This window comes from Deltaproteobacteria bacterium, from assembly GCA_012522415.1.
Taxonomy (GTDB): domain Bacteria; phylum Desulfobacterota; class Syntrophia; order Syntrophales; family JAAYKM01; genus JAAYKM01.
In genome coordinates this window covers 1-26,045 of sequence record JAAYKM010000108.1, presented here as the reverse complement: position 1 = coordinate 26,045, position 26,045 = coordinate 1, and the positions used below count along the sequence as shown (strand labels likewise).

Genomic DNA, 26,045 nt, shown 5'->3' with positions numbered 1-26,045 from the left:
TCGCTACCTTTTTCTTGAAACGATTCTTTCCGCCCGTGAGCGGCTGATCATTTTCTTTACCGGGCAAAATATTCGCGATAACACCGTGATTCCTCCATCGGTTGTTGTCTCTGAACTTCTTGATTATCTGGAACATTCCTCACTTCAATTCCCTGTCGGGCTTCGCCATGACACCGAGGATTTGCCTTCGATGAAAGAACGCAAAAAACATTGGATCATAAACCATCCACTTCAGCCATTTTCTCCGGATTATTTTACCGGCAGCGATATTTTTTACAGTTACAATGAAGAAAACTGTCGGGCGGCCCGTTCGCTGTTGTCTGATCCTTTGCCTCCGAAAGTTTTCTTTTCCGAGTCCATTCCCTCACCCGATGCGGGTCTTACCAAATCAGTGGAAATAAGTGATTTGGTAAGGTTTTTTCGCCATCCTCCACGTTTTTTCTGCGAACAGAGCCTTGGCATCAGGCTCCCAGTCGAAGAAGAGCCCGCTGAAGACGTGGAACCCTTCACGCTGAAAGGACTCTCACGCTACGGTATCAGGAAGATGATGCTGGACAGCCGTATGAACGGGGAAAGATCCGAACAGGAATACCATGTTCTCAAAGAATCAGGACACCTTCCCGTCGGGACCGTAGGACAGTACGACTATGAGGTCCTGACTTCGGAGGTCGAGATTTTTTTTGAAAGACTACACACCCTTCAACCCGCATGGGAACCGGAGAAAGTCATGATCGATCTGACGCTCGGTGATATCCGCCTGGCCGGTCAAATCATGCTGTCCTCTCCCCAAGGGTTTGTTCATTACCGATATGGCGATTTGCGGGGGAGAGATCATTTAAACGCCTGGCTCCTGCATCTGATACTGGAGGCTGCTTTCCCGAATCGTTCATGGCGCAACGTCATGGCCGGCACCAAATCCCGGGTTGTGTTTGATACACCTGGGGAAGCAAAAACGGAACTCGCGACACTATTGGATATATACCGTGATGGCCTGACCAGACCGCTTCCATTTTTCCCTCAGACGTCCATGCTATACGCAGAGGTCCTTTCAACGGGGAAGTCACGGGAAGAGGCCCTTTCCGCGGCCCGAGGAGTGTGGCAGCCAAGCGATTTTACCCCCTCGTCGGAGGGAAATGACCCCTATCAACGTATATGCTTCGGCAAGACAGACCCTTTGAGAGAGGGATTCTGCACCTTGTCGGAAACGGTATTCAAGCCGATTCTGGAACATCGATCCGTTTTTGACTGGGCGGACCTGCCTACAAAAAACATCAAACCGCATTAGTCCGGTGACCAGCAAATACTGCCATGAAATCAAAAACTATTCTCATGATCAATCCCTGGATCTATGATTTCGCCGCTTATGATTTCTGGAACAAGCCCCTTGGTCTCCTGATTATCGCCGCAATTCTTCGCCGAAACGGCCATCATGTCACCGTGATCGATTGCCTGTCTCCGTTGACCGGCCCTCGCTTCCCGGGAGGCTCTCCTAAAAGAACGGGCTTGGGCACCGGAAGATTTCTAAAAACGCACATTCCAAAACCGGAGTATTTTCACGCTTTTCCACGAAAATTCAGTCGATACGGGATGCCTCCGGTGATTTTTCGAAAGGTCCTTTCATCCATGCCGCAACCAGACCTCGTACTGGTCGGGTCGATGATGACCTACTGGTATCCCGGCGCCTTCGAAGCGATCAGACAAGTCAAACGCTTCTTTCCCGCCACTCCCGTGGCGTTGGGCGGTAATTACGTCACCCTCTGCCGGGAACACGCTGCTTTATCCGGTGCGGATATTCTGGTAGAGGGGCCTGGGGAATCAGCCCTGTCACATTTATGTCGTGAAACACTGGGCCGGGATCTGGATTTTCTTCCTGGCCTGGAGGAATACGATGCCTATCCCTACCCGGCTTTTGACCTTTTGCCCTGGAATGACCAAATTCCGATTCTCACATCCCGGGGTTGTCCCTTCAACTGCACCTACTGCGCCTCCAGAATTCTAAATCCTCGTTTCATCCGAAGAAACCCATATCGGGTTGCCGAAGAAATAGACTTCTGGTACAATCAACATGGTATTTTGAATTTCTCGTTTTACGATGACGCCCTCCTGATCCGGCCGGAGGAAATGTTTATTCCCCTGGCAAAGGAGCTGATCAAACGGGATCTCCCCTGCCGTTTTCACTGCCCAAACGGACTCCATCTAAAGGAAGTAACGGGCAAGATCGCGAAACTCCTTTATCGTGCGGGCTTTCAAACGATTCGCTTTGGTTTTGAAACTTCGGATGCGCGAAGACAGTTGGAAACGGGGGGAAAGGTTAAAAACAACGAACTGGAAAGGGCTGTCGCCCACCTCGGGGAAGCGGGCTACCGCAATCGGGATATTGGTGTTTACCTGCTCTGCGGCTTGCCGAATCAGACTGCAGGTGAAGTCAGACGAAGCATCGATTACGTGTCGGCCACAGGAGGTCGGCCGATCATCGCCGAATATTCGCCTATACCAGGAACGGCCTTATGGGAGGAAGCCGTGGCGATTTCGCCATTTGCACTTGAAAAAGAACCACTTTATCATAACAATACCCTTCTTCCCTGCCGAAGCGAAAAGCTGAATTACAGCGCGTACCGTTCCCTGAAAACGCTGACCAGACAAAAAGGTTAAGGGATTATGAGATTTTGTTGTAAATTTGTTATTGTAATCACGGCATTTTTCTTGGCGCTTCCGCCTCTCATGTGGGCAACGGACCTGGAAAACCGGGTACATAAGACGGTTTTGAGCAACGGCCTTGCTGTTTTAATTCTGGAACGCCATATCAGTCCCACCGTGGCACTGTATATCCGCCACCGTGCAGGCGCTGTCGATGAAGCCCTTGGGGAAACGGGGTTGGCGCATTTTCTTGAACACATGATGTTCAAGGGCACCACCTCCATCGGGACTTCGGATTATCAAAAGGAGCAAATAACCCTCCGCAGAATCAGCGAAACGGGACAGGCCATCGACCTTGAACGACGCAAGGGCATCGGGGCCGACGGAAAGAAAATATCAGAAGCACAGGCCCGTCTTGATTCACTGCAAAAAGCACACCGGAAATTTTACATACCCAATGAAATCGACCGCTTGTATACAGAAAACGGAGCGGAACATTTCAACGCCACAACTTCTCAGGATTTGACCAGCTACTATGTAAGCCTTCCATCGAACAAGATCGAACTCTGGGCCCGAATTGAGGCGGACCGCATGACCAACCCCGTCTTCCGCGATTTCTATGTGGAGCGCCAGGTCATCATGGAAGAACGCAGACAGCGTGTCGAGTCGAATCCTTCAGGGAAACTGTACGAAACATTCATGGCGACGGCCTTTCAAGCGCACCCTTACGGACGCCCCACCCTGGGGTGGTCTTCGGATATGTCGTATCTCTCCGAAAGCGCCATGGAAGAATTTTTCCGTCGTTTCTATGCACCAAACAACACCGTCATTGCAATCGTCGGCAGTGTCGATGCCGAAACCACCCTGAAATTGGTCAAGAAATACTTCGCCTCCATTCCCTCTCAGCCGCTGCCGCTGCCGCCTGTAACGGAAGAGCCGCAGCAGAAGGGAGAGCGAAGAATGACGCTCGCTTGGAACGCAAACCCCCGGTTGATCATCGGTTATCACAAACCCAACATGCCGCATCGGGATGATTATATCCTGGATATGGTGGAATCGATTTTGATTCGAGGGCGTTCCTCGCGTCTAAAACGATTTCTGATCCAGCAAGAAGGCGCCGCTGAAAGTATCGATATCCGCAACGGCCTTCCGGGCAATCGGTACCCAAATCTCTTCACCATCTTTGCCTCTCCCAAAACACCCTGTCCGCCGGAAACATTGGAACGCCTCATTTATGGTGAAATTGAGCGCCTCAAGGTGGAAGAGGTTTCGCCCGAAGAACTGGGAAAAACGAAAAACCTGCTGCGCGCTGATTATATCCGGGGGCTCTCGTCGAACGAAGGCTTGGCGGAAAAACTCTCCTACTTTGAGGCAATGACGGGAGATTACCGTTATATGACCACTTACTTGACCAACATGGACGCAGTCACAGCCGATGATATTCGTCAGGCGGCAGCGAAATACCTGACAGCGGAGAACAGGACAGTGGGGATTTTGATCCCTGAAAAATCCGATCCCCAGAACCCATGATGAGACAAAATATACTATTTGGACATCGTCAATGACATTATCAGCGAATGTTACTTCCAAATTCTTTCTTCGTTTTCTTCCGGCTTTTTTGTGTTTGGCATGGATCGCCTTGCTGGCATTCCCGAACCAGGTACAATCAGCCTCAGCGAACAAAAAACGATCAGCGGAGGTGCGTAATCAATTTACGTCTCCCGAAAACCTCGCTTACCCTGTTTTAGAATACAGGATTCCGGAAGCTAAGCGTATAGTCCTGGATAACGGTATGATCTTGTATTGGCTTGGGGATCATGAATTGCCCATTATCCGGATGTCGGTCCTGGTCAGAACGGGGTCCGCCTATGATCCGCCTGATCAACCAGGCCTGGCAGAACTGTCTTGCCGGGCCATGAGAACAGCCGGTACCCTCCACTGGCATGGTGATGAACTGGACGATCAGCTCGATCGCCATGCAATTCATATTTCCTGCAGAACCGACCTGGAGTTGGTCCGCTTCAGCCTAAACACCCTGAAAGAGAACCTGGAGGAGGCGGTTGAGCTTTTCTCGGAGATTATGACCACACCCCGCTTTGATCCAAAAAAAGTCCTGATCGAAAAAGAGTTAATGCTGGAAGAAATACGCCGCATCGAAGACAACCCCCAGGAATTTGCTTTCCGTGAGTTCAGAAAATACCTTTACCGCGGCAATCCAAGGGGGAACCAAAAATCGATCCCATCAATCAGCGGGATCCAGGTCGCCGATCTCGCCGATTTTCATCATGAATATTTTTACCCGGAGAACATGATGATCGCTGTAACAGGGGACATCAGCCTCGAAGAGACAATTCGGGTTTTATCCAGCCGCTTTCCGTCCCCTTCCCGGAAACACCGAATTGCCCCCTTGCCTGCCCCGGACCTTCGAAGTGACGGCAAGGTTATCATCGTTCCCAAGGAAATCCCACAATCCGTTGTCCTCGCGGGCTTTGCCGCACCGGCGAAAAACACATCAGACTATCATGCCTTTTCCATTCTGGATTTTGTTCTGGGAAGCGGGGGTTTCCGTTCCAGAATCTTTCAGGAAATCCGAAACGATCTGGGCCTTGCCTACAGCGCGGGCAGTTTTTATAGCGCCAGAGCGGAATACGGTGTGCTTTCAGCATACAGCATGACCAAAACGGATACAACCCTGAGGGTTTTGGATGCCATGAAGTCCATTATCACCGATGTAGCCGGTTCACTACTGAAACCGGAAGAAGTCAGGTGGGCTCAGAGATCAATCACAAACAATTTTCTCTTTTCCTTCACCAATGCGGAACAAATTGCCCATCAGCAAATGATGTCAGAATATGAGGGATTGCCTGAAGAATTTCTGATACAGTATCGACAGAACATCCAAAAGGTTAAGCCGCTGGAAATCAAAGCCCTGGCTGCCCGATATCTCCGGCTTGACCAGGCAACGATCTTGATCCTGGGTGATGAAAAGGGCTTCGATCACCCGGTACGGAATACGGGCGCCGCGATCCCGCCGGCGCACTGATTTTGGCGGTTTGCCGGGGTGCATCTTTCGAGACCACCGCTCCGACGGAACCGTAAAACAGGCGTAACCGGCGAGGAGGGTGTAGAATTTACGTTATTACGTTATGTGCTTACCAAAGCCAAGGGAGAGAAACAAGGCCGTGATTAAAAAAGTCCATCTCAAAGAAGAGATTTACCACGACGACCGGGGACGGATCAGGGAGAAGATGCACACATTGAACGGGAAAATGGAAGGTGATTATTATTCCTACTACGGAAACGGCCGGGTTCTCGTGAAGATGTCTTTTAAAAACGGCCTTAAGAACGGCGAGGCAATGTCGTATTACCGGGACGGCGAAATACGAGAAAAGGGAACTTTACACAGGGACATACTTGACGGCGAATACAGGTGCTTCTACGAAAACGGTCAGGTTCGGGAAATCGAGTACTACAGGGACGGAAAACTGGAGGGGCCGTATTTGCTCTATTATCGCAACGGACAGATAAAGGAAAGCGAATCCTTCAAGGCGGGGAAATTCCATGGTGATTACGTGTCGTATTATCGTAACGGTCAAATCAAAGAGAAAGGCTCTTTCCTGAATGACAAAAGAACCGGCTTATACGAAGCATTTTTTCAGGACGGCAAGATCAAGGATCGGGCTACTTACCAAAACGGAAAGCTGGTTGGGAAATTTCTCGCTTTCAATGCGAACGGCAAGGTTTTGTCCAAAAATGAAATGAACGGCGATTTGTCTGAAATAGAGGACCTGGAGGACATTACCGAGAAGAAGCAGTGCATTGACGAACTCTTGAGTAAGCTCGCCAGGTTCGATAAAGAAAACTGACTGGTCCGTTTTTTTGATATTTCCATGACGATCAAGCAGATCCAGATTCCCGTGGGGGGACAGAGAGGAGACGACCCGGTCCACCGCTATGCCCTGTATTTTGGAAGCAGGCTGAAAATCCCGATTCAAGGCATCGGCATCGATTCAACCCTTACAGCCGGGCAACCCTCCTCGATGACTGGCCATGCAAATGATTCTCTTTTTGAAGAACTCGGCAGAGCCTGGCCGGATCAAAACAATCCATCCTGCCAAAGCAGGTCCTGCCATGCGTCATGGGCCTCAGCCTTTGAGGATCCGGACCGTTTGACCATATTGCCTTTCGGCAAACACTCTCGCCCCTCCAACTTGACGATCGATCAGTTGTTTTCCCTGCAACGACAGACTGTTTTGTGCTGTCCGGATCACTATATCGATATTGAAAGCATCGCCTTGTCTTATGACGGCGGCCATCAGGCGAAAAAAAGCCTCGAACTTGCCGTCTGGCTCTCTGAAAAAGGGACGTGGCCCCTTTCCGTTTTGCTGACCGTCGATAATCAGGAAAAAGGAACCGAATGGCTGGATGAAGTAGAGAGGTTATTGGATACGGTGGCTATCGACAGCACCACAATTGTTTTGTACGGCCCGCATGAAGCGGCTCTCCACCGCTTCATGCGGGATGGTTCCGTAGAAATGCTCATTCTGGGTGTTTCCGGGCAATCACATTGTCATGCGGGATCGACTGAATACACAGGGGCTCACACGCTTTCCACAGTAGATTACCCGCTGTTGCTTGTCCTTTGAATCATCCGACCGGCTCATCGTAGCTGTCAGGCGTAATCCTCTGCAATTCATTTTTTCGGGAACCCTCGGCCTAAATTTCAGTCGTCTCTCTAGGGGATTGACGCGAAATAATGTGTCGAACGAGGGGGTTATCCTGAATCTCGACCTATTGCGATTGACCGGCCACAAAATGGTCAGGAAAAGATCAAAGACCACCGGGGAAATCATGCCCTTCAATCCCTTCGGGAGCGGGCGGAATGCGTCCCGTGGCATCACGGCTCGGCAAGCGGTTGCCGTTGCCCTGTCGAATGGCATCAGCCTGCTGCCGCCCGTCTTCAGCGGAGAAGAGAAAGGCCTCAATGGCGTCGGCTACGATACGATTGCCATCCGGCGTCCAGTGCTGATCATAGGTAAAGTACGTTTGAACGCCCCTGGAGGTGGCTTCGTTCAATGTCGGGGTCAGGTCGAGGCAACGATGCTTCGTTGATTTGCACCAGCTTTTAAAAGTATTGACCTGGACGTCCAGTCGTTCAAACATCAGTTCCTTGAAACGTTCCGGCTGGTCTGACGGGGAACGTGGGGCGTACCGTGCAAAATGCCATAGCTGTTCCGCCGGAATGCGATCCATAACGAGCGGTAATACCACATGGGGTTTGCTCGGTGCATAGACAAACAGGGGCTCGATACCCCGGTCCTCACTGCGCCGGGCAAACTCGTCGAGAATCGCCGTCGTTGTCTGCCAGATATCCGAAGTCTCCCATTCGTCGGGATCGTGATACAATCTCATCAGACGCTTTGGCTCAAAACTGTAGTAGTGTGCTCCCCCGTCGGGCAGGTCTATGCGTACAGGCATGAACCCCATCTTATTCTCATAGCCGGGAATCGGACGGGTTGCGTTCACCGGTTCGAACACACGGCGGGACAGCTCCCGAAATCCCCCGGTTATGGGGGACCGTTTGAAAGCGATACTGAAATGATCGCCCAGCCGCTTTCGTAAAGGCGGCGGGGGAGCTGAATCAGCCACCCCATCGGCCACGCTTCGGGTACGGGAAGGCGCCGGCAGGATAACACCGCGCTTGAAGTCATTGCCCTCGTAGATCATGAACAAGGCGCGGCGTGGCCCCAAATCCAGCCCGTAATAGACAAAATTATTCAAATAAGTACGTGGTCCTGAACCGGAGACACCCAGATTGTAGGCCGAGAGATTGCGCGGTTGACGCAACAGTTCAACCCACCCCTGGTCGTCCGAAACATTGGATCCGACGGCAAAGGAATCTCCGACCACAACCAGGTCATGGTTTTCACTGGGTACGGGGTTACGAAAGCCATGTTCATCCGTCGTTAGAATGATGTCCACGGCGCCATAACCCGGAGGGGGATTCGGATAGGAACGGACCTGTTCGGGTTGATCAACGAAAGTCAGTTCATAGCGTTCGTTCGGGGGACGATGCCGTAGCACACCCGCCAGTTTTAGTTCCCGAGCCCGTTCGTCCTCTTCGGCGTTAAATTCCACATAGCGTGCCGGCCCGGCGAGCAGGCTGGAAAGGTAAATGAAGAGCAGTAGAGAAACAATCGTTGAGACAGAGGTCAAGAGAAAGTTGGACAGGGCCCGGGGCAGGGAGAGACGGGACCAAAGAACCGCGGCGAATCCCCAGAGTACGGGGGTGATCAGAACGAGGGCATAAAAGTGACCTTGGGAATAGCGGCCGAAAAGGACCTGTTCCTGTCGGGCGATTAATTTGAGGAGGTCACTTTCCGTGCCCCACAGGGCAAGGCCCGCGAAGAAAACAAGCAACGCCGAGATACGCCGCAACGGCAGGGTTTTAACCATGCGTATAATACTCCCTCCAAGGGTTTTATGGATTTAGATTGGCGTGATTTAAGGTATGATTTACATTTTCGCGCAATGTATAGGAAAAACGCAGTCGTATGTCAATAAAAAAGGCCCTGTCCAGCTCATGGGAAGACAATGCGAGTCGTATGCGATCTTTTTCTCCACAACAGGTCAAAGAAAAAGGTTAGCCCCAGAGTAAGGGGCAAACAGACAAAAAGGGGTCAGGCATGACGCCTAACCCCTTGATTTCTGGTGAGCCCTGTCGGGATCGAACCGACAACCTACTGATTAAGAGTCAGTTGCTCTACCTGCTGAGCTAAGGGCCCACAAATATTTTTTGCCAATAAATATATGGCGCGCCCGGTACGACTTGAACGTACGACCAACAGATTCGAAGTCTGCGACTCTATCCAACTGAGCTACGGGCGCTTTTCCTACCTTTACTAAAGAGCTGAATATGGGGTGAGTGAAGGGACTTGAACCCTCGACCTCCGGGGCCACAACCCGGCACTCTAACCAGCTGAGCTACACCCACCACATCTGATCTGGTACGCCAGCAGGGATTCGAACCCGGGACCTACGGATTAGAAGTCCGTTGCTCTATCCAGCTGAGCTACTGGCGCGTGTTCATATTCATATTCATGCGTACCAAAACGGCAGGGTTTAATAGCTTCTTTGATGTATTTTGTCAAGGCATAATAAACCGGTTTTTTGGAACTACTTTACATAACCTGCAATTCCGTCAAACATGTACCCTCTCCTGGTCATTCCTTCGCCTTTTGCATCCAGAGAAAAAAAGTGCTGACGCGTTTTGGGATTATACCACCGGTACAGTTCCCGTGTGTGGGTCAGGCGGGATGTGGCAATATTGCCGACGGCCCCCTCATAGACATATCCCAGGAGGGAGCTTCCCTTGTGGTAATCATGCGAAAAATACTGATTGATCGTATTGGGATTGTACCACCGATGGAAGGGTACCGTGCCGATTGTTCCCGGTTGAAACAGGGTGAAGGCAAGGCCCTGTTTCATAAACCCCTTCGAGGTCAGCCTCGTTTCTTCCCTGGGTTGATCTGAAATATAAAGATAATAGCGGGATTTGTTGTATCGGTATATATCAATATTCTGGATCGGCAATTCCTCGATGATTTCGTAAGATACGGGAATATCGGAATCACCGTTGTTGGATGAGACGCGAATGGTGTTTGTATAAATGCCGTGTGTGGCCTGTACCGGATTGAGGGTGACGTGAATGTAATCCGTTTCCCTTAAGATGAAACCGCTCGCGGGAAATATTCCAAACCAGTCCCGTTTCCCCTCGAGGACATCTTTTCGTTTCAGTTTAATCCCCTCAATCGCAATTCCATTACCGTTTAGAGCCACGGTAAGATTGTGCGGCCCCTCAACCAGATTTTCAGAGATTGAAATTTCATGAAATTGATTATCTGCGTCGGCGTCACTGAATTCGTAAGTCTTAATCAGGCTGTTGTCGATATAAAATGATAATTGACCGGATTTACTCAGATTTTTCACATAAAGAGCAAGCGGGCCTCCATAGAAATCCAGTTTCAGCACACTCTTGCCGTTGGGCGATGGGAATCCCTGATGTTCTTTCCAGCCCCCCCACAAGGATAATTGTTTTTCCAGTCGGGCCGGTACGGTATAGGCCCCCTTACCTACAACGTCTTCATTTGCAAAGCTGATGAACCTGTCCTGAGTGAAATTTGATGCCCCCTCCTTTGCTTCGACCAAGCCGACCTGCCATTTTACGTTCTCGTTGCTTTGATTGTACAGGCTGAGTTTCCTGGTCACGGGTTCCCCCACTGTGACGGTTCCAAAATCGAGGCGAAGGGGATTCACGACAATGGCGGTGTCTTTCATGTCGGGAATGACATTGATTTTTACAAAAAGGGTTCGCCGGATTCCCCCTTTGCCTTCGATCTTGATGGTGTCACGGTAATGACCGACAGGCAGGTCTCGCACACAAACCATCCGGTTCGATCCGTGTTCAAGGACCATCTGTACCGGTAAATTCCTGGATGTGCCTGTTAAGGTAACATATTCATCTCTTTTAATGACAGCCATTCGGAGTCTCACCGTTTCCTCGCCTCCCACTGAAATACCGGCCAATTCAGGTTGTTCGAGAGGAAACCACCCATCCGGCGGGAATATCGACCAGGAGAGGGAATCACTTCCGACATGCTTGATGGAAAAGGAGGCTTCCTTTTCCTGGCCCATGGCCACCGTACCCAAATCAATCTCCCGTTGCGATATGATGAGGGAAGGGAGCAGTGCGGGGGGAGCGAGGCGAATGCCTGGCACTTCTCTCCCCAACTCAGGGTTCGCGGCCTGTGCCGTGTGATGCAGGATCATTGCGTCAAGACTGAACAGGATCCACATAAAGGGGAAACAGAGTAAAATTCGTCTGTAAAGTTGATACATGACCGTTCCAGAATCGTTTTGCTATCGCACGTCTATACCAAAGCCCATTCAAAATCAACGGATTTCACGGTGAAAAGACTTGACCTCACGGGAAAGAGAGGATATTTACCACCTTCCGGGAAAGACGGCGTTACGGGGGGCAAAGTCTGATGGAACAGGAACAGCGCCGGTATTGGCTGGCTTTGCGTACGATCAGCGGTCTGGGCATCCATGGTCTCAGAACACTGCTTGCCGCTTTCGGTACGCCGCAACGCGTATTCTCAGCCTCCCTCGATACACTGTGTTCCATACCCGGCATAGGCAAAATAATTGCCCGCAGGATTGTCGCTTTCAACGATTGGGCCGCACTGGAAGAAGAACTGGCGTATTACGATAGAGAAAAAATTTCCCTGCTAAGTTGGCAGGATGCGTTTTACCCGTCGCTTTTACCACATATATACGATCCGCCTGCCCTGCTTTTCACCAAGGGCGTGCTGCAGGAAGATGAAAAATGCATTGCCGTGGTGGGATCCCGTTTGGCCACAGTCTATGGGACATTTATCACGGAAAAACTCTGCCGTGAATTAGCGGTGCAAGGCATCACGGTTGTCAGCGGCATGGCACGGGGAATCGATTCGGCCGCCCATCGTGGAGCCCTGGCCGGCCTGGGCCGCACCATAGCTGTCCTTGGAAACGGGCCGGACATTATTTACCCGCCGGAAAATTCGACGCTCTGCCGGAGAATACTGGAACGGGGGGCGCTGCTGACGGAATATCCGGCAAAAACACCGCCGCACCAAAGTCATTTTCCCGCTCGCAACCGGATCATCAGCGGCATGTCCCTGGGCGTTCTCGTGGTGGAGGCGGGGGAAAGAAGCGGTTCCCTGATTACGGCAAAATTTGCCCTGGAACAGAACAGGGAGGTTTTCGCCATTCCCGGCGCCATTGACGCACCAGGGTCCAAAGGCCCGCATAAGCTCTTGAAAGAAGGGGCGATTCTCGTCGAAACGATCGATGATATTCTCGATGTCATCGCACCGCATCTGGACAGGATAAGCCGCTATCCATCGGTTTCACAGGAGATGCCGGAAAAAACCGGAAAGATCCTGCCGACGGAGGCTCCTCGCCCTGAACTGACCGGTGACGAAAAGGCCCTTTGGTCGCAGTTGCGCGGTTCCCCCAAAGAGGTGGATGAACTGATCGGCTCAACCGGATTGGCTTGCCAAACTGTGCAGCGCCTATTGACCATGTTGGAAGTGAAGGGCTATATACAAAAGATGCCCGGATCGAAATATAAACTGAGGGAGTAATCATGTCTTCATCCTTGATCGTCGTTGAATCACCAGCGAAGGTGAGAACCATCAGAAAGTTTTTGGGAGCTGATTATGAAGTTATGGCGTCGGTCGGTCACGTCAAGGACCTTCCGAAAAGCGCTCTCGGAATCGATATCGAAAAAGGCTTCACCCCCACCTATCAGATCATGGAGAATAAAAAAAAGACCCTGTCCGAAATAAAGAAAGCATCGGGAAAAGTCGACAGGGTTTATCTTGCTCCAGATCCGGACCGGGAAGGGGAAGCCATCGCCTGGCATATTGCGGAAGAAGTGGGGCTGGGTAAAAAACCGATCCACCGTGTGTTATTCAATGACCTGACCAAAAATACGGTCCTTGCCGCCCTTTCAAATCCAACTGAACTGGACTTCAACAAATACGAGGCCCAGCAAACGCGCAGAATTCTGGATCGCCTGGTCGGCTACCAGATCAGTCCCATCCTGTGGGAAAAGGTGCAGCGGGGGCTGAGCGCCGGTCGCGTACAGTCCGTCGCGGTCAGGATCATCTGTGATCGAGAAGCGAAGATCCGGGCTTTCATCAGTGAGGAATACTGGAACCTGACAGCCGTTCTGTCAGGGAAGGGTCCCCAGACCTTTGAAGCCCGCCTGATGAGAATTGACGGCAAAAAAGCAAAACTCTCAAAGGAGCAGGAGGTCAGGGCCCTGCTGGACATACTTGAGAACACACCGTATGTCGTTGCGAAAATCCAAAAGAAAGAGGTAAAAAGGCAGGCCCCACCGCCTTTTACGACCAGCAAGCTCCAGCAGGAAGCATCGCGCTGGTTCCGCTTTTCCGCAAAAAAAACCATGACCGTGGCTCAAAAACTCTATGAGGGAATCGACCTGGGAAAAGAAGGATCTGTCGGCCTCATAACCTACATGCGTACCGATTCCGTCCGCATCTCCGACGATGCCATGAAGGCGGTCAGGGATTTTATCGCTGAAAACCACCCGCCGGAATACCTGCCCGCAAAGGGCCGCATATTCAAAACCTCCGACCGGGCCCAGGATGCCCATGAAGCCATTCGGCCATCCTCCATGGAACACCGGCCACAGGATATTCAGCAGTACCTGACAAGGGACCAGTTCAAACTGTATCAACTGATCTGGAACCGTTTCGTCGCCTCCCAGATGAACCCGGTCATTTCAGCCCAGACCGTTATCGACATCAACGCCGCCCACTGCCTGTTCCGCGCCCAGGGTTCGACCCTTGTTTTCCCGGGTTACTCGATCCTCTATTCGGAACGGAAAGAGGAAGCGGAAGAGGAAAACGGCTCGGATGAAAAAACGCTGCCCCCGGTCCTGGAAAATGAAACCCTCAATCTGAAGACCCTCAAGCCGGAACAAAAATTCACCCAGCCGCCGCCGCGCTTCACGGAATCGTCATTGGTGCGGGAACTTGAAGAAAACGGTATTGGACGTCCAAGTACCTACGCGACAATCCTATCCACAATCCAGGAGAGAAATTACGTTACCCTAAAGGAAGGCAAGTTTCACCCCACAGAACTGGGCATGCTCATTACGGACCTTCTGGTGAAGAATTTTCCCCGCATCCTGGATGTGGAGTTTACCGCGTCCCTGGAGAACCAGCTCGATCAGATTGCGGAGGGAAAACAAAGGCGCCTGGATGCTCTGGAAGGGTTCTACGAATCCTTCAAGGTGGAACTGGACGATGCAAAAACGCACATGCGAAATGTAAAAAAGGAAGCGGAACCGACCGATCAGATTTGTGAAAAATGCGGTAAGACGATGGTGAAAAAATGGGGGAAAAACGGCATGTTCCTCGCCTGCTCCGGTTATCCCGCCTGCAGAAACACGAGCGATCTGGACGGCTCCGGGAAGGAAGCGCTACAGGCCACGGGGATCCTGTGTAACCTATGTGGTCGGCAAATGGTCGTGAAATGGGGCAGATTTGGCGCTTTTCTCGGATGTTCCGGCTATCCGGAATGTAAGAATATCGTGAATTACACGGTCGATGAAAAGGGAGAGATCAAAGTGACCCTGCCCACGGAGGGCGAAGAAATGATCTGCGAGAAATGCGGCGCAAGGATGACGGAAAAACGCGGCAAATTCGGATCTTTCTGGGGTTGCTCCGGTTATCCCGCCTGCAATCACATTGTCAAGATCGGCCGGGACGGCGGTTCGGCCAAAAAGGGGGAACCGCCTGAAATCGCGCCGGATATCGTATGCCCAAAGTGCGGAAAAGCGATGATCATCCGTTCAGGACGATTCGGGAAATTTCTCGGCTGCTCCGGCTACCCCGCCTGCAAGACGATCGTCAAAATGAAAAAAGACACGTCTTCTTCAAAGCCTACGAAGACAGATCCCTAGTATGATCTCCCCCAACAAACCGGAACACGGAGACAATCGCGCCATCATCATCGGCGGGGGGCTTGCCGGCTGTGAAGCGGCCTGGCAACTGCTGTCCAGAGGCTACGGGGTCAATCTGTACGAAATGAAACCCGGACGATACTCCCCCGCGCATCGGATACCCCACCTGGGAGAACTGGTCTGCAGTAATTCCCTGCGTTCCAATCAACGCGAAAATGCCGTGGGGTTGCTAAAAGAAGAGATGCGGCATTTCGACTCTCTCACCATGCGTGCCGCCGATGCGACCCGGATACCGGCGGGATCCGCCCTGGCCGTCGACCGGCTTAAATTCGCCCGCTTCATCGAGGAAAGCCTTTCCGCCTGCCCGGGCTTCAATCTCGTCAGGGAAGAAATCACCCACATTCCGGATACGGGCATGGTGTTGATAGCCTCGGGGCCTCTAACCTCGGAAGGTCTGTCGCAAAGTCTTGCGGAGCTGACCGGCTCGGAATACCTGTACTTTTATGACGCCATTTCGCCGATTATCGATGCGGAAACGATCGATTATGAAAGAACCTTTTTTGCATCGCGCTACGACAAGGGCGCGAGGGATTATCTCAACTGTCCCATGACGGAAGAAACCTATCATCGTTTCAGGGATGCTCTCAGTACGGCGGAGGTGGTTCCCCTGAAATCCTTCGAGGACATGAAGTGTTTCGAAGGCTGTCTTCCCATCGAAGTGCTGGCCGCCCGGGGATTGCATACCCTGCTGTTCGGTCCCATGAAAGCGATCGGCCTGACAGATCCCAAAACAGGCCGATCTCCTTACGCCGTTGTTCAACTGCGTCGGGAAAATGCCGGGGGAACCCTGTTCAATATGGTGGGATTTCAAACGAAACTAACTTATCCTGAACAGTTGCGAATCTTCCGCGCCATACCCGGCCTGGAAGAAGCCGAATTTGTCCGGTATGGAAGTGTTCATCGCAACACGTACCTGCACGCGCCGCAATTGCTCACCAAGACGTTGCAGCTCCGAAAAGACAAACGGGTTTTCGTCTCCGGGCAGATCACGGGCGTCGAGGGATACGTGGAATCGGCCGCAACAGGGCTTTGGGCCGGAATCTCGATGTCCGCGTCGTTATCCGGCGGGGAGATCAGCCCCCCTCCTCCGACTACGGCGATCGGCGCACTGATCCACCACATAACCAGGCAAGACCTGCACGATTTTCAGCCGATGAACGTTAATTTCGGTCTTTTTACCCCCCTTGAACAAAGAAGAATTCCCAAGCGGTACCGAGGATCGCATTATGCCGATCGCGCGCTGTCTGATATCAGGCTATGGAAAGAGACGCTGAACAAAAAAACCCTCCTGGACATCCCATTGAACGGGGATTGTCCGGAAGATCGGGTTTCCTGAGTTCAACTCTGCTCGTCCTTTCGAGAAGCTCCCATTTGTCATTTCCCATACGAGAAATCCCGGGATTCACGACTCCCCCACAGTCAAAATGATGACGCAAGCTTTCTCAATAGTTTTCCGCCAGTACCTCGAAGTAGGCCTGAGGATGTTGGCACGCAGGACACACCTGGGGCGCCGACGCTCCCTCATGAACATAACCGCAGTTCAGGCAATGCCATTTGACCGGGGTTTTTTTCGAAAAGACTTCGCTGTTGGTGACATTTTTGATCAACGCACGATAACGGGCCTCATGATATTTTTCCACCTTGGCGACCTGATCGAAGGTCCGGGCAATTTCATCAAAACCCTCGTCTTTCGCGGCCGCACTGAAATCGGAATAAAGGGTCGTCCATTCGTGCATTTCGCCAGCAGCCGCGGCCTCCAGGTTTGCCTTCGTATCCCCGATGACGCCTGCAGGGTAAGCGGCCGTCAGCTCGACGTCGCCGCCTTCCAAAAACTTAAAGAATATTTTGGCATGTTCCTTTTCGTTTTCAGCCGTTTCCAGAAAAATACGGGCAATCTGTTCATACCCCTCTTTTTTGGCGACACTCGCAAAATATGTGTAGCGGTTTCTTGCCTGGGATTCTCCGGCGAAAGCGGCCAGAAGATTTTTTTCCGTTCTCGTTCCTCGAAGCGATTTGCTCATGTGAAACTCCTTTCCTGCATTATCGATTTCTCCGTAATGTAAAAAACGATACCGATTAAGTCAACACGCAATATTGATTTATTTTGTGTTATATTATATTCTATTCTATAGAAAGTATATATATGATCATTATACTTTATTGGATAAGATAGAAATATCAGTGGATTATGAATCCGATCGGTAACGGGCGACTTTTCAGATTTTTTTGAAACCGGAGGGGATGTATGTTATAGATGCTTCGCTCGCAAGGACTGTTTGCTAAAAGCTGTTTTATCCCGGTTAGATATCCCCTATTTCCCCTGATCTTTCGTCGGAATAAAATTACACATCCCAGCGCTCATTTCTTTCATTCTGGAGACATTATGGTTGAGACCTTGAACTCACTTATAGAGAAAATCAAAAATGAAGGCATAGAAGAAGCGGAAGCCACAGCGAACCGGATCGAAGATGAGGCCCGTGAACGGGCCCGCAGGATTGTCGAGGAAGCATCGGTCAAAGCCGACGCCATGATCGCGGAGGCAAAAAAAACCATAGAGGAGCTGCGTAAGAACGATGAACTGGCCCTGGCACAGGCGGGGCGGAATCTCCTCATCGCCCTGCGTCAACAGATCAACGCCATGCTTTTAAAAGTGGTCAAAAAGGAAATCTCTGCTTCCCTTTCCGACGACATGCTCAGCGATATTATGCGCAAACTGATTCTCGAGCAAAGCGCCCATCCGGAGACGGACTACATCGTGGTCATGACCCAGGAAGAGTTGAATTCCCTGGATGCTTTTTTTACCAAGTTGCAGGAGGAAATAAAGAAGGGCATTACCCTGCGCCATTTTCGCAGGTTCGACCGTGGGTTTGTCATCAGCTACGATGGCGGAAAATCTTTTTTCAGTTTCACTGACGACGCCCTGGGGGAGGCTTTGATGACTTATCTCAAGCCGCGCATGGCCGCCATTTTCAGGGAAATTAACGACTCGACCCAGGCCGCGGTCTGATCTGATATGTCGGGCTATTATTCCTATATTCTATCGACCTTGCCCGGCCTGCATTACGGAATGAACCCGCCCTTCTCGATGGAGGATTTCATAAAAAAATTGACGGGTTTCATTCCAGAGGATGAACAGAGGACGATTCGGGAATACGCCACGGAAAAGGTGGACGTTCCGTCGGCGACGGAACCGGTCGGACGTATGTTCGCCGCCTTCGAAACAACCCTCAGGAATCATCTCGTGAGACTCCGCAGCACCGACCTCGGTGTCTCTCCGGAAAAATACCTGAAGTCTCGGGAAGAAAAAATCGATCAGCGGATCGAACGGTATGCCTCGGAGGCATACAAAAATCAGGATCCGCTTGAATCGGAAAGGATACTGGACCAGACCCGCTGGAATTGTCTGGAAGAAATGGAATCGGGACACATATTCAACTTTTCCGCTTTGCTGATTTACACGCTGAAGCTGAAAATCCTGCTGAAATGGCATGTCATTGATACGGCGGACAAAGCGGCCGTTTTCAATGAAACCCTTTCTTCCTTCAACCTGAAAGAGCTTCCAATCAATCGATCATGAGTAAAGTTCGTATAGGACAAATCGTTAAAATTAACGGCAACATGGTTTCCGTCAACATTGAAGGCCTGTTTGTCATCCAGAATGAGGTTGCATTCATCGTCCACGGGGGCGAGCGGCTCAAAGCCGAGGTCATCCGAATCCGCGGCGATGAAGTGGATTTGCAGGTTTTTGAAGACACCGTGGGATTTTCAGCGGGGAATCCCGTTGAATTTTCAGGCGAACTCCTTTCCGTCGATCTGGGGCCGGGCCTGTTGGGCCAGATTTACGACGGTCTTCAGAACCCCCTGCCCGTCCTTGCCGATGAATTCGGTTTTTTCCTCAAACGGGGCGCTTACAGTTTTCCTCTGGACAAAGAGAAATTATGGCATTTCACACCCCAAGTCAGGGAGGGTGACAAGATTCTACGGGGAGATAAAATCGGCTTCGTTCCCGAAAAAATATTCCAGCATCACATCCTCGCCCCTTTTTCCCTTCGGGGGTTTTACAGGGTCCAGTCCATTGTCCCCCCGGGGGACTACCGGATTACGGACAGGCTGGCGCTGCTGGAAGACAGCCGGGGGCGACAGCGCGAGATAACCATGCACCAGCGCTGGCCAATCAAGCTCCCCATCAGGGCTTACGAGGAAAAATTGAAACCGGATCGCGCCCTTGTGTCGAAGATGCGTGTCATCGATACCCTCTTCCCTGTCGCCCTGGGGGGCACCTATTGCGTACCCGGCCCCTTCGGCGCGGGCAAGACCGTGTTGCAGCAACTCATCAGCCGTCATGCCGAAGTCGATGTGGTCATCATCGCCGCCTGCGGGGAACGGGCCGGTGAAGTGGTGGAAACCATCAAGACGTTTCCCCACCTGACGGATCCGCGCACGGGCCAGTCGCTCAGCGATCGGACGGTGATCATCTGCAACACGAGTTCCATGCCGGTGGCCGCGCGCGAATCCAGTGTTTACACCGCTGTCACAATCGCTGAATACTACCGCCAGCTTGGGCTGCATGTCCTGTTGCTGGCCGATTCGACTTCGCGCTGGGCGCAGGCCATGCGGGAAATGTCCGGCCGCCTGGAAGAAATTCCCGGCGAGGAGGCTTTTCCCTCCTACCTCGAATCACGCATCGCGTCATTTTATGAACGGGCGGGAATCGTTCTCCTCAATGACGGTTCCCACGGCTCCGTCACGATCGGCGGAACGATCAGCCCCGCCGGCGGCAATTTCGAGGAGCCCGTCACCCAGGCGACATTGAAGGTGGTCGGCGCCTTTCAGGGCCTTTCACGGGAGCGTTCCAATGCGAGAAAATTTCCATCGATCGACCCCCTCATCAGTTGGAGCAAGTACACCGGTTCCATACCGGAGGCGCAAACCCAGGCGGGCCATGCCATGCTGAGAAAAAGCTCCGATGTTTCCCAGATGATGAAAGTGATCGGCGAGGAAGGGACCGCCCTCGGAGATTTCGTCGATTACCTGAAGGGAGACTTCTTCGATTTTGCCTATGTCCAGCAGAATGCCTTCGACCCCGTTGACGAAGCCACCGTCATGGAGCGCCAGGCCCACGTTTACGGTATGCTTCACCAAATCCTGACGACGGAGCTGGTATTTGAAAGCAAAGATTCCGCAAGGTTCTTCTTTCAGCAAATGGGACAGCTTTTCAGGACCCTGAACGCCACGCCATGGCAAACGGAAGGGTTCACTTCCCTCGAAAAGGACATAGGCAAACTGCTTGAAAAGCATATTTCCCATTCGGAGGAGTCAGGTCATGCGTAAATTCTACAGCCGGATTCTGGAAATCGTCGGTGACGTGATCACCGTCGAAGCGGAGAACGTCGGATATCGAGATATCGCGGAGGTAACCAGCGCCCGCGGTTCCTCCCTCGCCCAGGTGATCCGTATCGATGGATCCCTGGTTTCCCTTCAAGTCTTCACCGGCACCCGGGGAATTTCAACGGGTGATCGGCTCCGCTTTCTCAACCACCCCATGCGGGTCGCAACGGGCAAAGATCTTTTAGGCCGTATTTTCAGCGGAAGCGGCCTGCCCCTGGACGGGGGCCCCCTCCTTTATGACCACATGGTGGATATCCAGGGGCCGTCGGTCAATCCGGTCAAGCGCATCATGCCAGACAAAATGATCCGCACGGGCATTCCGATGATCGATCTTTTCAACACCCTCGTCGAGTCTCAAAAGATCCCGATCTTCTCCATCGCCGGTGAACCGTATAACGAACTGCTGGCCCGAATCGCCACCCAGGCCGAAGTCGATATCATCATCCTGGGCGGCATCGGTCTCAAACATGACGATTACCTTTACTTCCGGGACACCTTTGAAACGCACGGCGTCAGCACCCGGACGGTCTGCTTCATCCATACCGCCGCCGATCCGGTTGTCGAAAGCCTCCTGATTCCCGATATGTCCCTGGCCGTGGCCGAGCAGTTCGCCATCGAGGGCGAGCGTGTCCTCGTCCTCCTTACGGATATGACCAATTTCGCCGACGCCATCAAGGAAGTCTCCATCACCATGGAGCAGATTCCCTCGAACCGCGGGTACCCCGGAGACCTCTACAGCCAGCTCGCGGCCCGCTACGAAAAAGCCGTTGATTTCGAGGAGGCGGGATCCATCACGATCCTGGGTCTCACGACCATGCCCGGTGACGACGTGACCCACCCCGTTCCCGACAACACCGGTTACATCACGGAAGGACAGTTCTATCTGAAAAACGGTGTCATCGAACCTTTTGGTTCCCTGAGCCGCCTGAAGCAGAACGTCAACGGAGAGACACGGGACGATCATCGCACCATGATGGACACGATGATCCAGCTTTTCGCCATGTACCGGGAAACCCTCGAGAAACGGTCGATGGGTTTCCAGATGAGCAACTGGGACAGCAAGCTCCTTCGTTATGGCCGGGCCTTCGAGGAACGGATGATGTCCCTGTCCGTGAACATGTCCCTTGAAAGCGCCCTCGATTTGGGGTGGCAGATTCTGGCCGACTGTTTCAGCCCGGAAGAAACAGGCATCAAGCAATCGATGCTTGAACGGCATTGGCCCGGCCGGGTGGAGCAGGCATCATGAGCACGGTCCGCCTCACCCAGGGAGAACTGAAGATCCAAAGAGACCGGCTGCAGGCGTATCAGCGCTTTCTGCCGACCCTCCAACTGAAAAAGCAGCAGCTTCACCTTGAACTCAACAAGCAGAGCCGCGCCCTGGAGTCCTGCCGCCTGCAACTGGATAAATTGGCGGGGGACATCATCCCCTGGATGGGTCTCCTGGCGGAATCCGGCATCGTCATGGGCGACGCACTCGATGCGCGGGAGGTTTTCTTCACGTCGAGAAATGTTGCGGGGGTTGACATCCCCGTATTCGACCATCTCGAATTCCAGGTTCCCGACTATGACCTCTTCGCAACGCCCCTGTGGCTGGACCGCGGGATCATGCTTTTCAGGGAATATATCGACTCCCATTTCCAGCTCGAAGCCTTGAAAAAGGGAGAAGAACTGCTCAGACGGGAACTTCTCACCACGACTCAACGGGTAAACCTCTTTGAAAAGGTCAAGATTCCCGAAGCCCAGGAGCACATCCGTCTGATCAGGATCCACATCGGCGATCAGCTTGCCGGGAGCATCGGGCGGAGCAAGCTGGTCAAGCGGAGAACGGCCCGACCGGTCAGGGAGGCCGCCCGATGATCGTTCCCATGAAAAAAATATTCATCATCGTAAGGGAAAAGGACGCGGAAACGACTCTCGAAAAGATCGCCGCCCTGGGCCTGCTTCACGTCAATCACCTCAAGTCGCCCGAGGGAACGAACCTCGAAAAGTTGCGTGACAACATCGCCCTGATCGGACAGGCGACGGGTATCATTGAAGCAGCGCGAGGCGATACGATATCCCCTGCCCCCATGGAGGACCCCCTGGAACTGGCGAAAAGAGTGACCGATCTGGACCTCCAGAACAAGGCCCTTCAGGAAGAGGCGTCACGTCTGCTCGGGGAAATCAGCCGTTGGGAAAAATGGGGTGACTTCAGCCCGGCAGACATCGCACGGCTGGCCGAACGAAATCTCGCGATCCGTCTCTATCGGGTCAAGCCTGAACAGTTGAAGGCCATACCCCCGGATGTGATCGTTCGAGAACTCTTCCGGGAAGGCCCCCTGGTCGGCTGCGCCGTCATCTCCCGGGATCCTCTCGACCTCCCCTTCTCCGATGCCGGCCTCCCGGCTCTTTCCCTGTCGGAATTGAAGACGGAACTGTCTGAAACAAAGCAAAGAATCTCGAAGAACAACGAGCGTATCCGGGACATGGCCGGCGCCCTTAATTCGATGAAGAAGCGTAAAGGAAGCCTGCAAAAGGAACTGGAGCTGGCGGAGGCGATCTCCGGCATGGGCAAATTCGGGACCCTGGCCGTTTTTTCGGGATTTGCGCCGCAGGATAAGGTCGATGAACTCGAAAGGACGGCGACGGCTCTGAGTTGGGGTTTCATCGCCGCTGACCCGGATGAAGACGACACCGTTCCGACCCTGCTCGTCAACAACCGCTGGGTCAACTCCATGCGCCCCCTGTTTTCATTTATCGAACTCGTTCCCGGTTACCGTGAACTGGACATGAGTCCCGTCTTTTTCGTGTTTTTCAGCCTTTTCGTGGCGCTCCTCGTCAATGACCTCGGTTATGGGCTCCTGGTCCTGTTGCTGACTTTTTTCGCTCAACGAAAATGGGGCAAAAAGACACGGGACCTGACTATTTTTTACTTCTTTTATCTCATGGGCGGCGTGATCGCCGTCATGGGCGCCTTGAGCGGAACATGCTTCGGCCAGGACTGGCTGCCGTCATGGGTGCAGCCGCTGATTCCCGCTCTGAGAAAAGACGTCAACGTCCAGATGCTCTGTTTTATCATCGGGGCGGCACATCTGTCGATCGGCCACCTCTGGCAGATGGCCTTGAAATGGCCCCGTCTTACCCTGCTCGTTGACCTGGGCTGGATCGCTGTTCTGTGGTGTTCCGTTTTCGTGGCCAACACCCTGATACTCGGAAAGCCCCTGTCCCCAGCGGTCTTTTATCTGTTTGGCGCGGGTTCCGCCCTGGTCCTTTTTTTCACCGAGACCCGGGGAAATCCGCTTCGAAACCTCGCCAAGGGGCTGGGCAACTATCTCATGAATCTCATGAACAATTTTACCGACGTTGTTTCCTACATCCGTCTTTTTGCCGTCGGCCTGGCCGGTGTTTCCGTTTCCGACGCCTTCAACCGCATGGCGGCGGGAATCGGTTTCGATGGCGTCCTGCCCGCCCTCATCGCCGTGCCGATCATCCTCTTCGGTCACGGACTGAACTTGCTGCTGGCGCCCATGTCGATCCTGGTTCACGGCGTCCGTCTGAATGTTCTGGAATTTTCAAACCACGCGGATGTCAAATGGTCCGGCGTCATGTATAAACCTCTCAGAAAAGGAGAATAATTATGGATATGAATGTCATTGCCCAGTTGAGAGATCTCGGGCCCCTGGCCGCCCTGGCCTTCGCCGCGATGGGTTCCGCCCTGGGTTCGGGCGAGGCGGGCATGGCCGCCATCGGAGCCTGGAAGAAGAGCTTCTCCCAGAATAAGACCGCATCCTTTATACTGGTCGCCTTTGTCGGGGCCCCCCTGACCCAGACGATTTACGGCATGATTCTGATGAACAAAATGGCCGAATACGCGATGCAGGGGTTTTTCCTCTGGGGAACGGGCATTGTCGCAGGCATCGCCATCGGCCTTTCCGCCTGGATGCAGGGAAAAGCGGCTGCTTGCGCCTGTGACGCCATGGGTGAAACGGGAAAAGGGTTCGGGAATTACATTGTGGTTCTCGGTATTGTTGAAACCGTTGCGCTTTTCGTCATGGCCTTCGCCTTGGGGGTATTGGGCAAGCTCGCCGTGTAACTAACAACCCGTTCGCTATCGACCGACGTCCTTATCCCGGATTTTGACCTGTTCTTCGCAGCCAAAATCCGGGATTTTTTCTTGGGTTCCTATAAACAGGCGCCGAAAAAAATGCTCTTCCTTGTACCAAGGTACAATGGTTTTTCCTGAAAGAATGGATTAATGAAGGGTCGCAATCGAAAAAATGTTTTGAATATGACAAGAATATCAATACCGGAATGGGGAGGAATCGATCATGGCAAAAATGCTCAAGGCGGGATCAGGACAACAGGGCGCCGTTGGTAAGGTTGTTATTCTTTACGGGACCGTCAAGGCCGTTTCACCGGACGGCACCGTTCGGATTCTGACACCGAACAGCCAGGTCTTTGCAAACGATCTAATCATCACGGAAAGTGACGGGAGCGTGTCCATCATCCTTGCCGGCCCCCCTCCCACTCATCTGGATCTTGGGCGTATGTCCCAGATCGTCCTGGATGAGGACGTTTACGGCGGAGCCGGAGCGGCGGCGGACGCGGCGGCGGAAGCCGACCAGATCCAGCAGGCCCTGCTGGCCGGGGATGAGCCCATCGAACCGGAAGCGCCGGCGGCGGGAGGCGAAGCCAATGCCGGAGGCGGCCATCCGGTTGTCAATTTCGCCTTGACGGGCGAGGAAGTCACCCCGGAAAGCGGCGCCGAAACCCGGGGCATCCTATTCCCCGACCTCGAGGTTTTTGAATATGATGCGGTTCCCGAATCCGCCAACCATGGTGTTGAAATTTTCGATTTGACCCCCAGGAGTGAAGGCGGTGACGCCTCCGTCGAAGAAGACGATCTCTTAGCGAGACGCGGCGGTCTTGACAAGTGGCCCGGATCGGATCAATCCGATTCAACGACCACATACGGCTATTTCCGTGTGAGCGCGCCCGATGGCCTCAACAGCCTTTCCATTGATGGACACCTGCTTATCAACGGCGGCTCCATCGTCGACGGGGGAACCTTCACGACTGACTTTGGGAACACTTTCACCATAACGAACTACAATCCCGTCACGGGTGTCATCACCTATTCGTACACCCTGGAAGACAACGAGCATCATGACCCCGACAGCGGCAACGACGACGATATGTTCGAAGATCTAACCGTGGTCGCTACAGACAGGGATGGGGATTCCGCTACGGGGACGTTGAGTATAAAAATTATTGACGACGTACCCACGGCGAAGGCGGATGTGAACACGGTGACCGAGGGCGGCACCGTGACGGGCAACGTGCTTACGGACGGCACCGCCGACGTATTCGGCGCCGACGGCCCGGCCGTTGCAGGTGGTGGCGTCGTTGGGGTGCGCGCGGCGGGTGAGGCCACCTCAACAGC

At 52.8% G+C, this 26,045-nt stretch carries 21 protein-coding genes and 4 tRNA genes; 18 read left to right on the top strand and 7 right to left on the bottom strand.

All coding sequences use genetic code 11. The features are described 5' to 3' along the window. The 7 genes from GX147_08955 to GX147_08925 form a co-directional block, all read left to right on the top strand. On the top strand, positions 1-1,285 hold a 1,285-nt coding region (locus GX147_08955), incomplete at its 5' end, for a hypothetical protein (GenBank protein ID NLN60807.1). Positions 1,286-1,308: 23 nt separating this feature from the next. Next, complete coding sequence (locus GX147_08950) at positions 1,309-2,652, top strand: B12-binding domain-containing radical SAM protein (GenBank protein ID NLN60806.1); 1,344 nt, start codon at positions 1,309-1,311, stop codon at positions 2,650-2,652. A 51-nt stretch (positions 2,653-2,703) separates the two neighbouring features. Continuing rightward, positions 2,704-4,167: an insulinase family protein gene (locus GX147_08945; GenBank protein ID NLN60805.1), complete on the top strand. Its 1,464-nt coding sequence runs from the start codon at positions 2,704-2,706 to the stop codon at positions 4,165-4,167. 18 nt (positions 4,168-4,185) lie between these two features. Next, the gene (locus GX147_08940; protein ID NLN60804.1) at positions 4,186-4,344 is read left to right on the top strand and encodes a hypothetical protein; all 159 of its coding nucleotides are present in this window, start codon (positions 4,186-4,188) and stop codon (positions 4,342-4,344) included. An 85-nt stretch (positions 4,345-4,429) separates the two neighbouring features. Continuing rightward, positions 4,430-5,680 (top strand): insulinase family protein, encoded by a 1,251-nt coding sequence (locus tag GX147_08935; GenBank protein NLN60803.1) that lies wholly within the window; start codon positions 4,430-4,432, stop codon positions 5,678-5,680. A 139-nt stretch (positions 5,681-5,819) separates the two neighbouring features. Next, positions 5,820-6,503, top strand: a complete 684-nt coding sequence (locus tag GX147_08930; protein NLN60802.1) for a toxin-antitoxin system YwqK family antitoxin — start codon at positions 5,820-5,822, stop codon at positions 6,501-6,503. Between the two features lie 24 nt (positions 6,504-6,527). Beyond that, a complete protein-coding gene (locus GX147_08925) occupies positions 6,528-7,283 on the top strand; it encodes a universal stress protein (GenBank protein ID NLN60801.1) in 756 nt (251 codons plus the stop codon). A gap of 184 nt (positions 7,284-7,467) precedes the next feature. Here the strand turns inward: GX147_08925 and GX147_08920 are convergent, their stop codons facing one another. The 6 genes from GX147_08920 to GX147_08895 form a co-directional block, all read right to left on the bottom strand. Further along, positions 7,468-9,093 carry a hypothetical protein gene (locus GX147_08920; GenBank protein NLN60800.1) on the bottom strand — a complete coding sequence of 542 codons (1,626 nt, stop codon included), beginning with the start codon at positions 9,091-9,093 and terminating at the stop codon, positions 7,468-7,470. Between the two features lie 253 nt (positions 9,094-9,346). Beyond that, positions 9,347-9,422 (bottom strand) — tRNA-Lys (locus GX147_08915). A 26-nt stretch (positions 9,423-9,448) separates the two neighbouring features. Further along, positions 9,449-9,525, bottom strand: a tRNA-Arg gene (locus tag GX147_08910). A gap of 29 nt (positions 9,526-9,554) precedes the next feature. Beyond that, positions 9,555-9,631: transfer RNA gene (locus GX147_08905), tRNA-His, on the bottom strand. Positions 9,632-9,642: 11 nt separating this feature from the next. Next, positions 9,643-9,719 (bottom strand) — tRNA-Arg (locus tag GX147_08900). Between the two features lie 94 nt (positions 9,720-9,813). Then, a complete protein-coding gene (locus tag GX147_08895; GenBank protein NLN60799.1) occupies positions 9,814-11,535 on the bottom strand; it encodes a hypothetical protein in 1,722 nt (573 codons plus the stop codon). A 149-nt stretch (positions 11,536-11,684) separates the two neighbouring features. On the opposite strand from GX147_08895, the gene dprA reads away from it, so the two are divergent. From dprA to GX147_08880, 3 genes are read left to right on the top strand one after another with little or no spacing between them, the layout of a single operon-like run. Beyond that, positions 11,685-12,824, top strand: coding sequence for a DNA-protecting protein DprA (dprA, locus tag GX147_08890; GenBank protein ID NLN60798.1), 1,140 nt, complete (start codon positions 11,685-11,687; stop codon positions 12,822-12,824). Positions 12,825-12,826: 2 nt separating this feature from the next. After that, a complete protein-coding gene (gene topA, locus GX147_08885) occupies positions 12,827-15,175 on the top strand; it encodes a type I DNA topoisomerase (GenBank protein NLN60797.1) in 2,349 nt (782 codons plus the stop codon). 1 nt (position 15,176) lies between these two features. After that, a complete protein-coding gene (locus GX147_08880) occupies positions 15,177-16,571 on the top strand; it encodes a methylenetetrahydrofolate--tRNA-(uracil(54)-C(5))-methyltransferase (FADH(2)-oxidizing) TrmFO (GenBank protein ID NLN60796.1) in 1,395 nt (464 codons plus the stop codon). A gap of 106 nt (positions 16,572-16,677) precedes the next feature. Here GX147_08880 and GX147_08875 read toward each other — a convergent pair whose 3' ends face one another. Continuing rightward, positions 16,678-17,256: a rubrerythrin family protein gene (locus GX147_08875; GenBank protein NLN60795.1), complete on the bottom strand. Its 579-nt coding sequence runs from the start codon at positions 17,254-17,256 to the stop codon at positions 16,678-16,680. Positions 17,257-17,618: 362 nt separating this feature from the next. Here GX147_08875 and GX147_08870 point away from each other — a divergent pair, with 362 nt between their 5' ends. The 8 genes from GX147_08870 to GX147_08835 form a co-directional block, all read left to right on the top strand. After that, positions 17,619-18,242, top strand: coding sequence for a hypothetical protein (locus GX147_08870; GenBank protein ID NLN60794.1), 624 nt, complete (start codon positions 17,619-17,621; stop codon positions 18,240-18,242). 6 nt (positions 18,243-18,248) lie between these two features. Next, positions 18,249-18,812 carry a DUF2764 family protein gene (locus tag GX147_08865; protein NLN60793.1) on the top strand — a complete coding sequence of 188 codons (564 nt, stop codon included), beginning with the start codon at positions 18,249-18,251 and terminating at the stop codon, positions 18,810-18,812. Continuing rightward, on the top strand, positions 18,809-20,566 hold the full coding sequence (locus tag GX147_08860; GenBank protein NLN60792.1) for a V-type ATP synthase subunit A: 1,758 nt from the start codon (positions 18,809-18,811) through the stop codon (positions 20,564-20,566). Before GX147_08865 ends, GX147_08860 begins: the two co-directional genes overlap by 4 nt. Beyond that, positions 20,559-21,869 carry a V-type ATP synthase subunit B gene (locus GX147_08855; protein NLN60791.1) on the top strand — a complete coding sequence of 437 codons (1,311 nt, stop codon included), beginning with the start codon at positions 20,559-20,561 and terminating at the stop codon, positions 21,867-21,869. Before GX147_08860 ends, GX147_08855 begins: the two co-directional genes overlap by 8 nt. Then, a complete protein-coding gene (locus GX147_08850; protein NLN60790.1) occupies positions 21,866-22,480 on the top strand; it encodes a V-type ATP synthase subunit D in 615 nt (204 codons plus the stop codon). Before GX147_08855 ends, GX147_08850 begins: the two co-directional genes overlap by 4 nt. Beyond that, a complete protein-coding gene (locus tag GX147_08845) occupies positions 22,477-24,237 on the top strand; it encodes a hypothetical protein (GenBank protein ID NLN60789.1) in 1,761 nt (586 codons plus the stop codon). Before GX147_08850 ends, GX147_08845 begins: the two co-directional genes overlap by 4 nt. A gap of 2 nt (positions 24,238-24,239) precedes the next feature. Continuing rightward, on the top strand, positions 24,240-24,695 hold the full coding sequence (locus GX147_08840) for a V-type ATP synthase subunit K (GenBank protein ID NLN60788.1): 456 nt from the start codon (positions 24,240-24,242) through the stop codon (positions 24,693-24,695). 235 nt (positions 24,696-24,930) lie between these two features. Next, the coding region (locus GX147_08835) for a retention module-containing protein (GenBank protein ID NLN60787.1) at positions 24,931-26,045 on the top strand (1,115 nt) is incomplete at its 3' end.

Excerpts from the sequence above, each read along its gene's own strand:
- GX147_08855 (NLN60791.1), top strand. The coding sequence starts at position 20,559 with ATGCGTAAATTCTACAGCCGGATTCTGGAAATCGTCGGTGACGTGATC.
- GX147_08925 (NLN60801.1), top strand. The coding sequence starts at position 6,528 with ATGACGATCAAGCAGATCCAGATTCCCGTGGGGGGACAGAGAGGAGAC.
- GX147_08920 (NLN60800.1), bottom strand. The coding sequence starts at position 9,093 with ATGGTTAAAACCCTGCCGTTGCGGCGTATCTCGGCGTTGCTTGTTTTC.
- GX147_08950 (NLN60806.1), top strand. The coding sequence starts at position 1,309 with ATGAAATCAAAAACTATTCTCATGATCAATCCCTGGATCTATGATTTC.
- GX147_08875 (NLN60795.1), bottom strand. The coding sequence starts at position 17,256 with ATGAGCAAATCGCTTCGAGGAACGAGAACGGAAAAAAATCTTCTGGCC.
- GX147_08880 (NLN60796.1), top strand. The coding sequence starts at position 15,177 with ATGATCTCCCCCAACAAACCGGAACACGGAGACAATCGCGCCATCATC.
- GX147_08935 (NLN60803.1), top strand. The coding sequence starts at position 4,430 with ATGATCTTGTATTGGCTTGGGGATCATGAATTGCCCATTATCCGGATG.
- GX147_08865 (NLN60793.1), top strand. The coding sequence starts at position 18,249 with ATGTCGGGCTATTATTCCTATATTCTATCGACCTTGCCCGGCCTGCAT.
- GX147_08845 (NLN60789.1), top strand. The coding sequence starts at position 22,477 with ATGATCGTTCCCATGAAAAAAATATTCATCATCGTAAGGGAAAAGGAC.
- GX147_08895 (NLN60799.1), bottom strand. The coding sequence starts at position 11,535 with ATGTATCAACTTTACAGACGAATTTTACTCTGTTTCCCCTTTATGTGG.
- topA (NLN60797.1), top strand. The coding sequence starts at position 12,827 with ATGTCTTCATCCTTGATCGTCGTTGAATCACCAGCGAAGGTGAGAACC.
- GX147_08850 (NLN60790.1), top strand. The coding sequence starts at position 21,866 with ATGAGCACGGTCCGCCTCACCCAGGGAGAACTGAAGATCCAAAGAGAC.
- GX147_08860 (NLN60792.1), top strand. The coding sequence starts at position 18,809 with ATGAGTAAAGTTCGTATAGGACAAATCGTTAAAATTAACGGCAACATG.
- dprA (NLN60798.1), top strand. The coding sequence starts at position 11,685 with ATGGAACAGGAACAGCGCCGGTATTGGCTGGCTTTGCGTACGATCAGC.
- GX147_08870 (NLN60794.1), top strand. The coding sequence starts at position 17,619 with ATGGTTGAGACCTTGAACTCACTTATAGAGAAAATCAAAAATGAAGGC.
- GX147_08840 (NLN60788.1), top strand. The coding sequence starts at position 24,240 with ATGGATATGAATGTCATTGCCCAGTTGAGAGATCTCGGGCCCCTGGCC.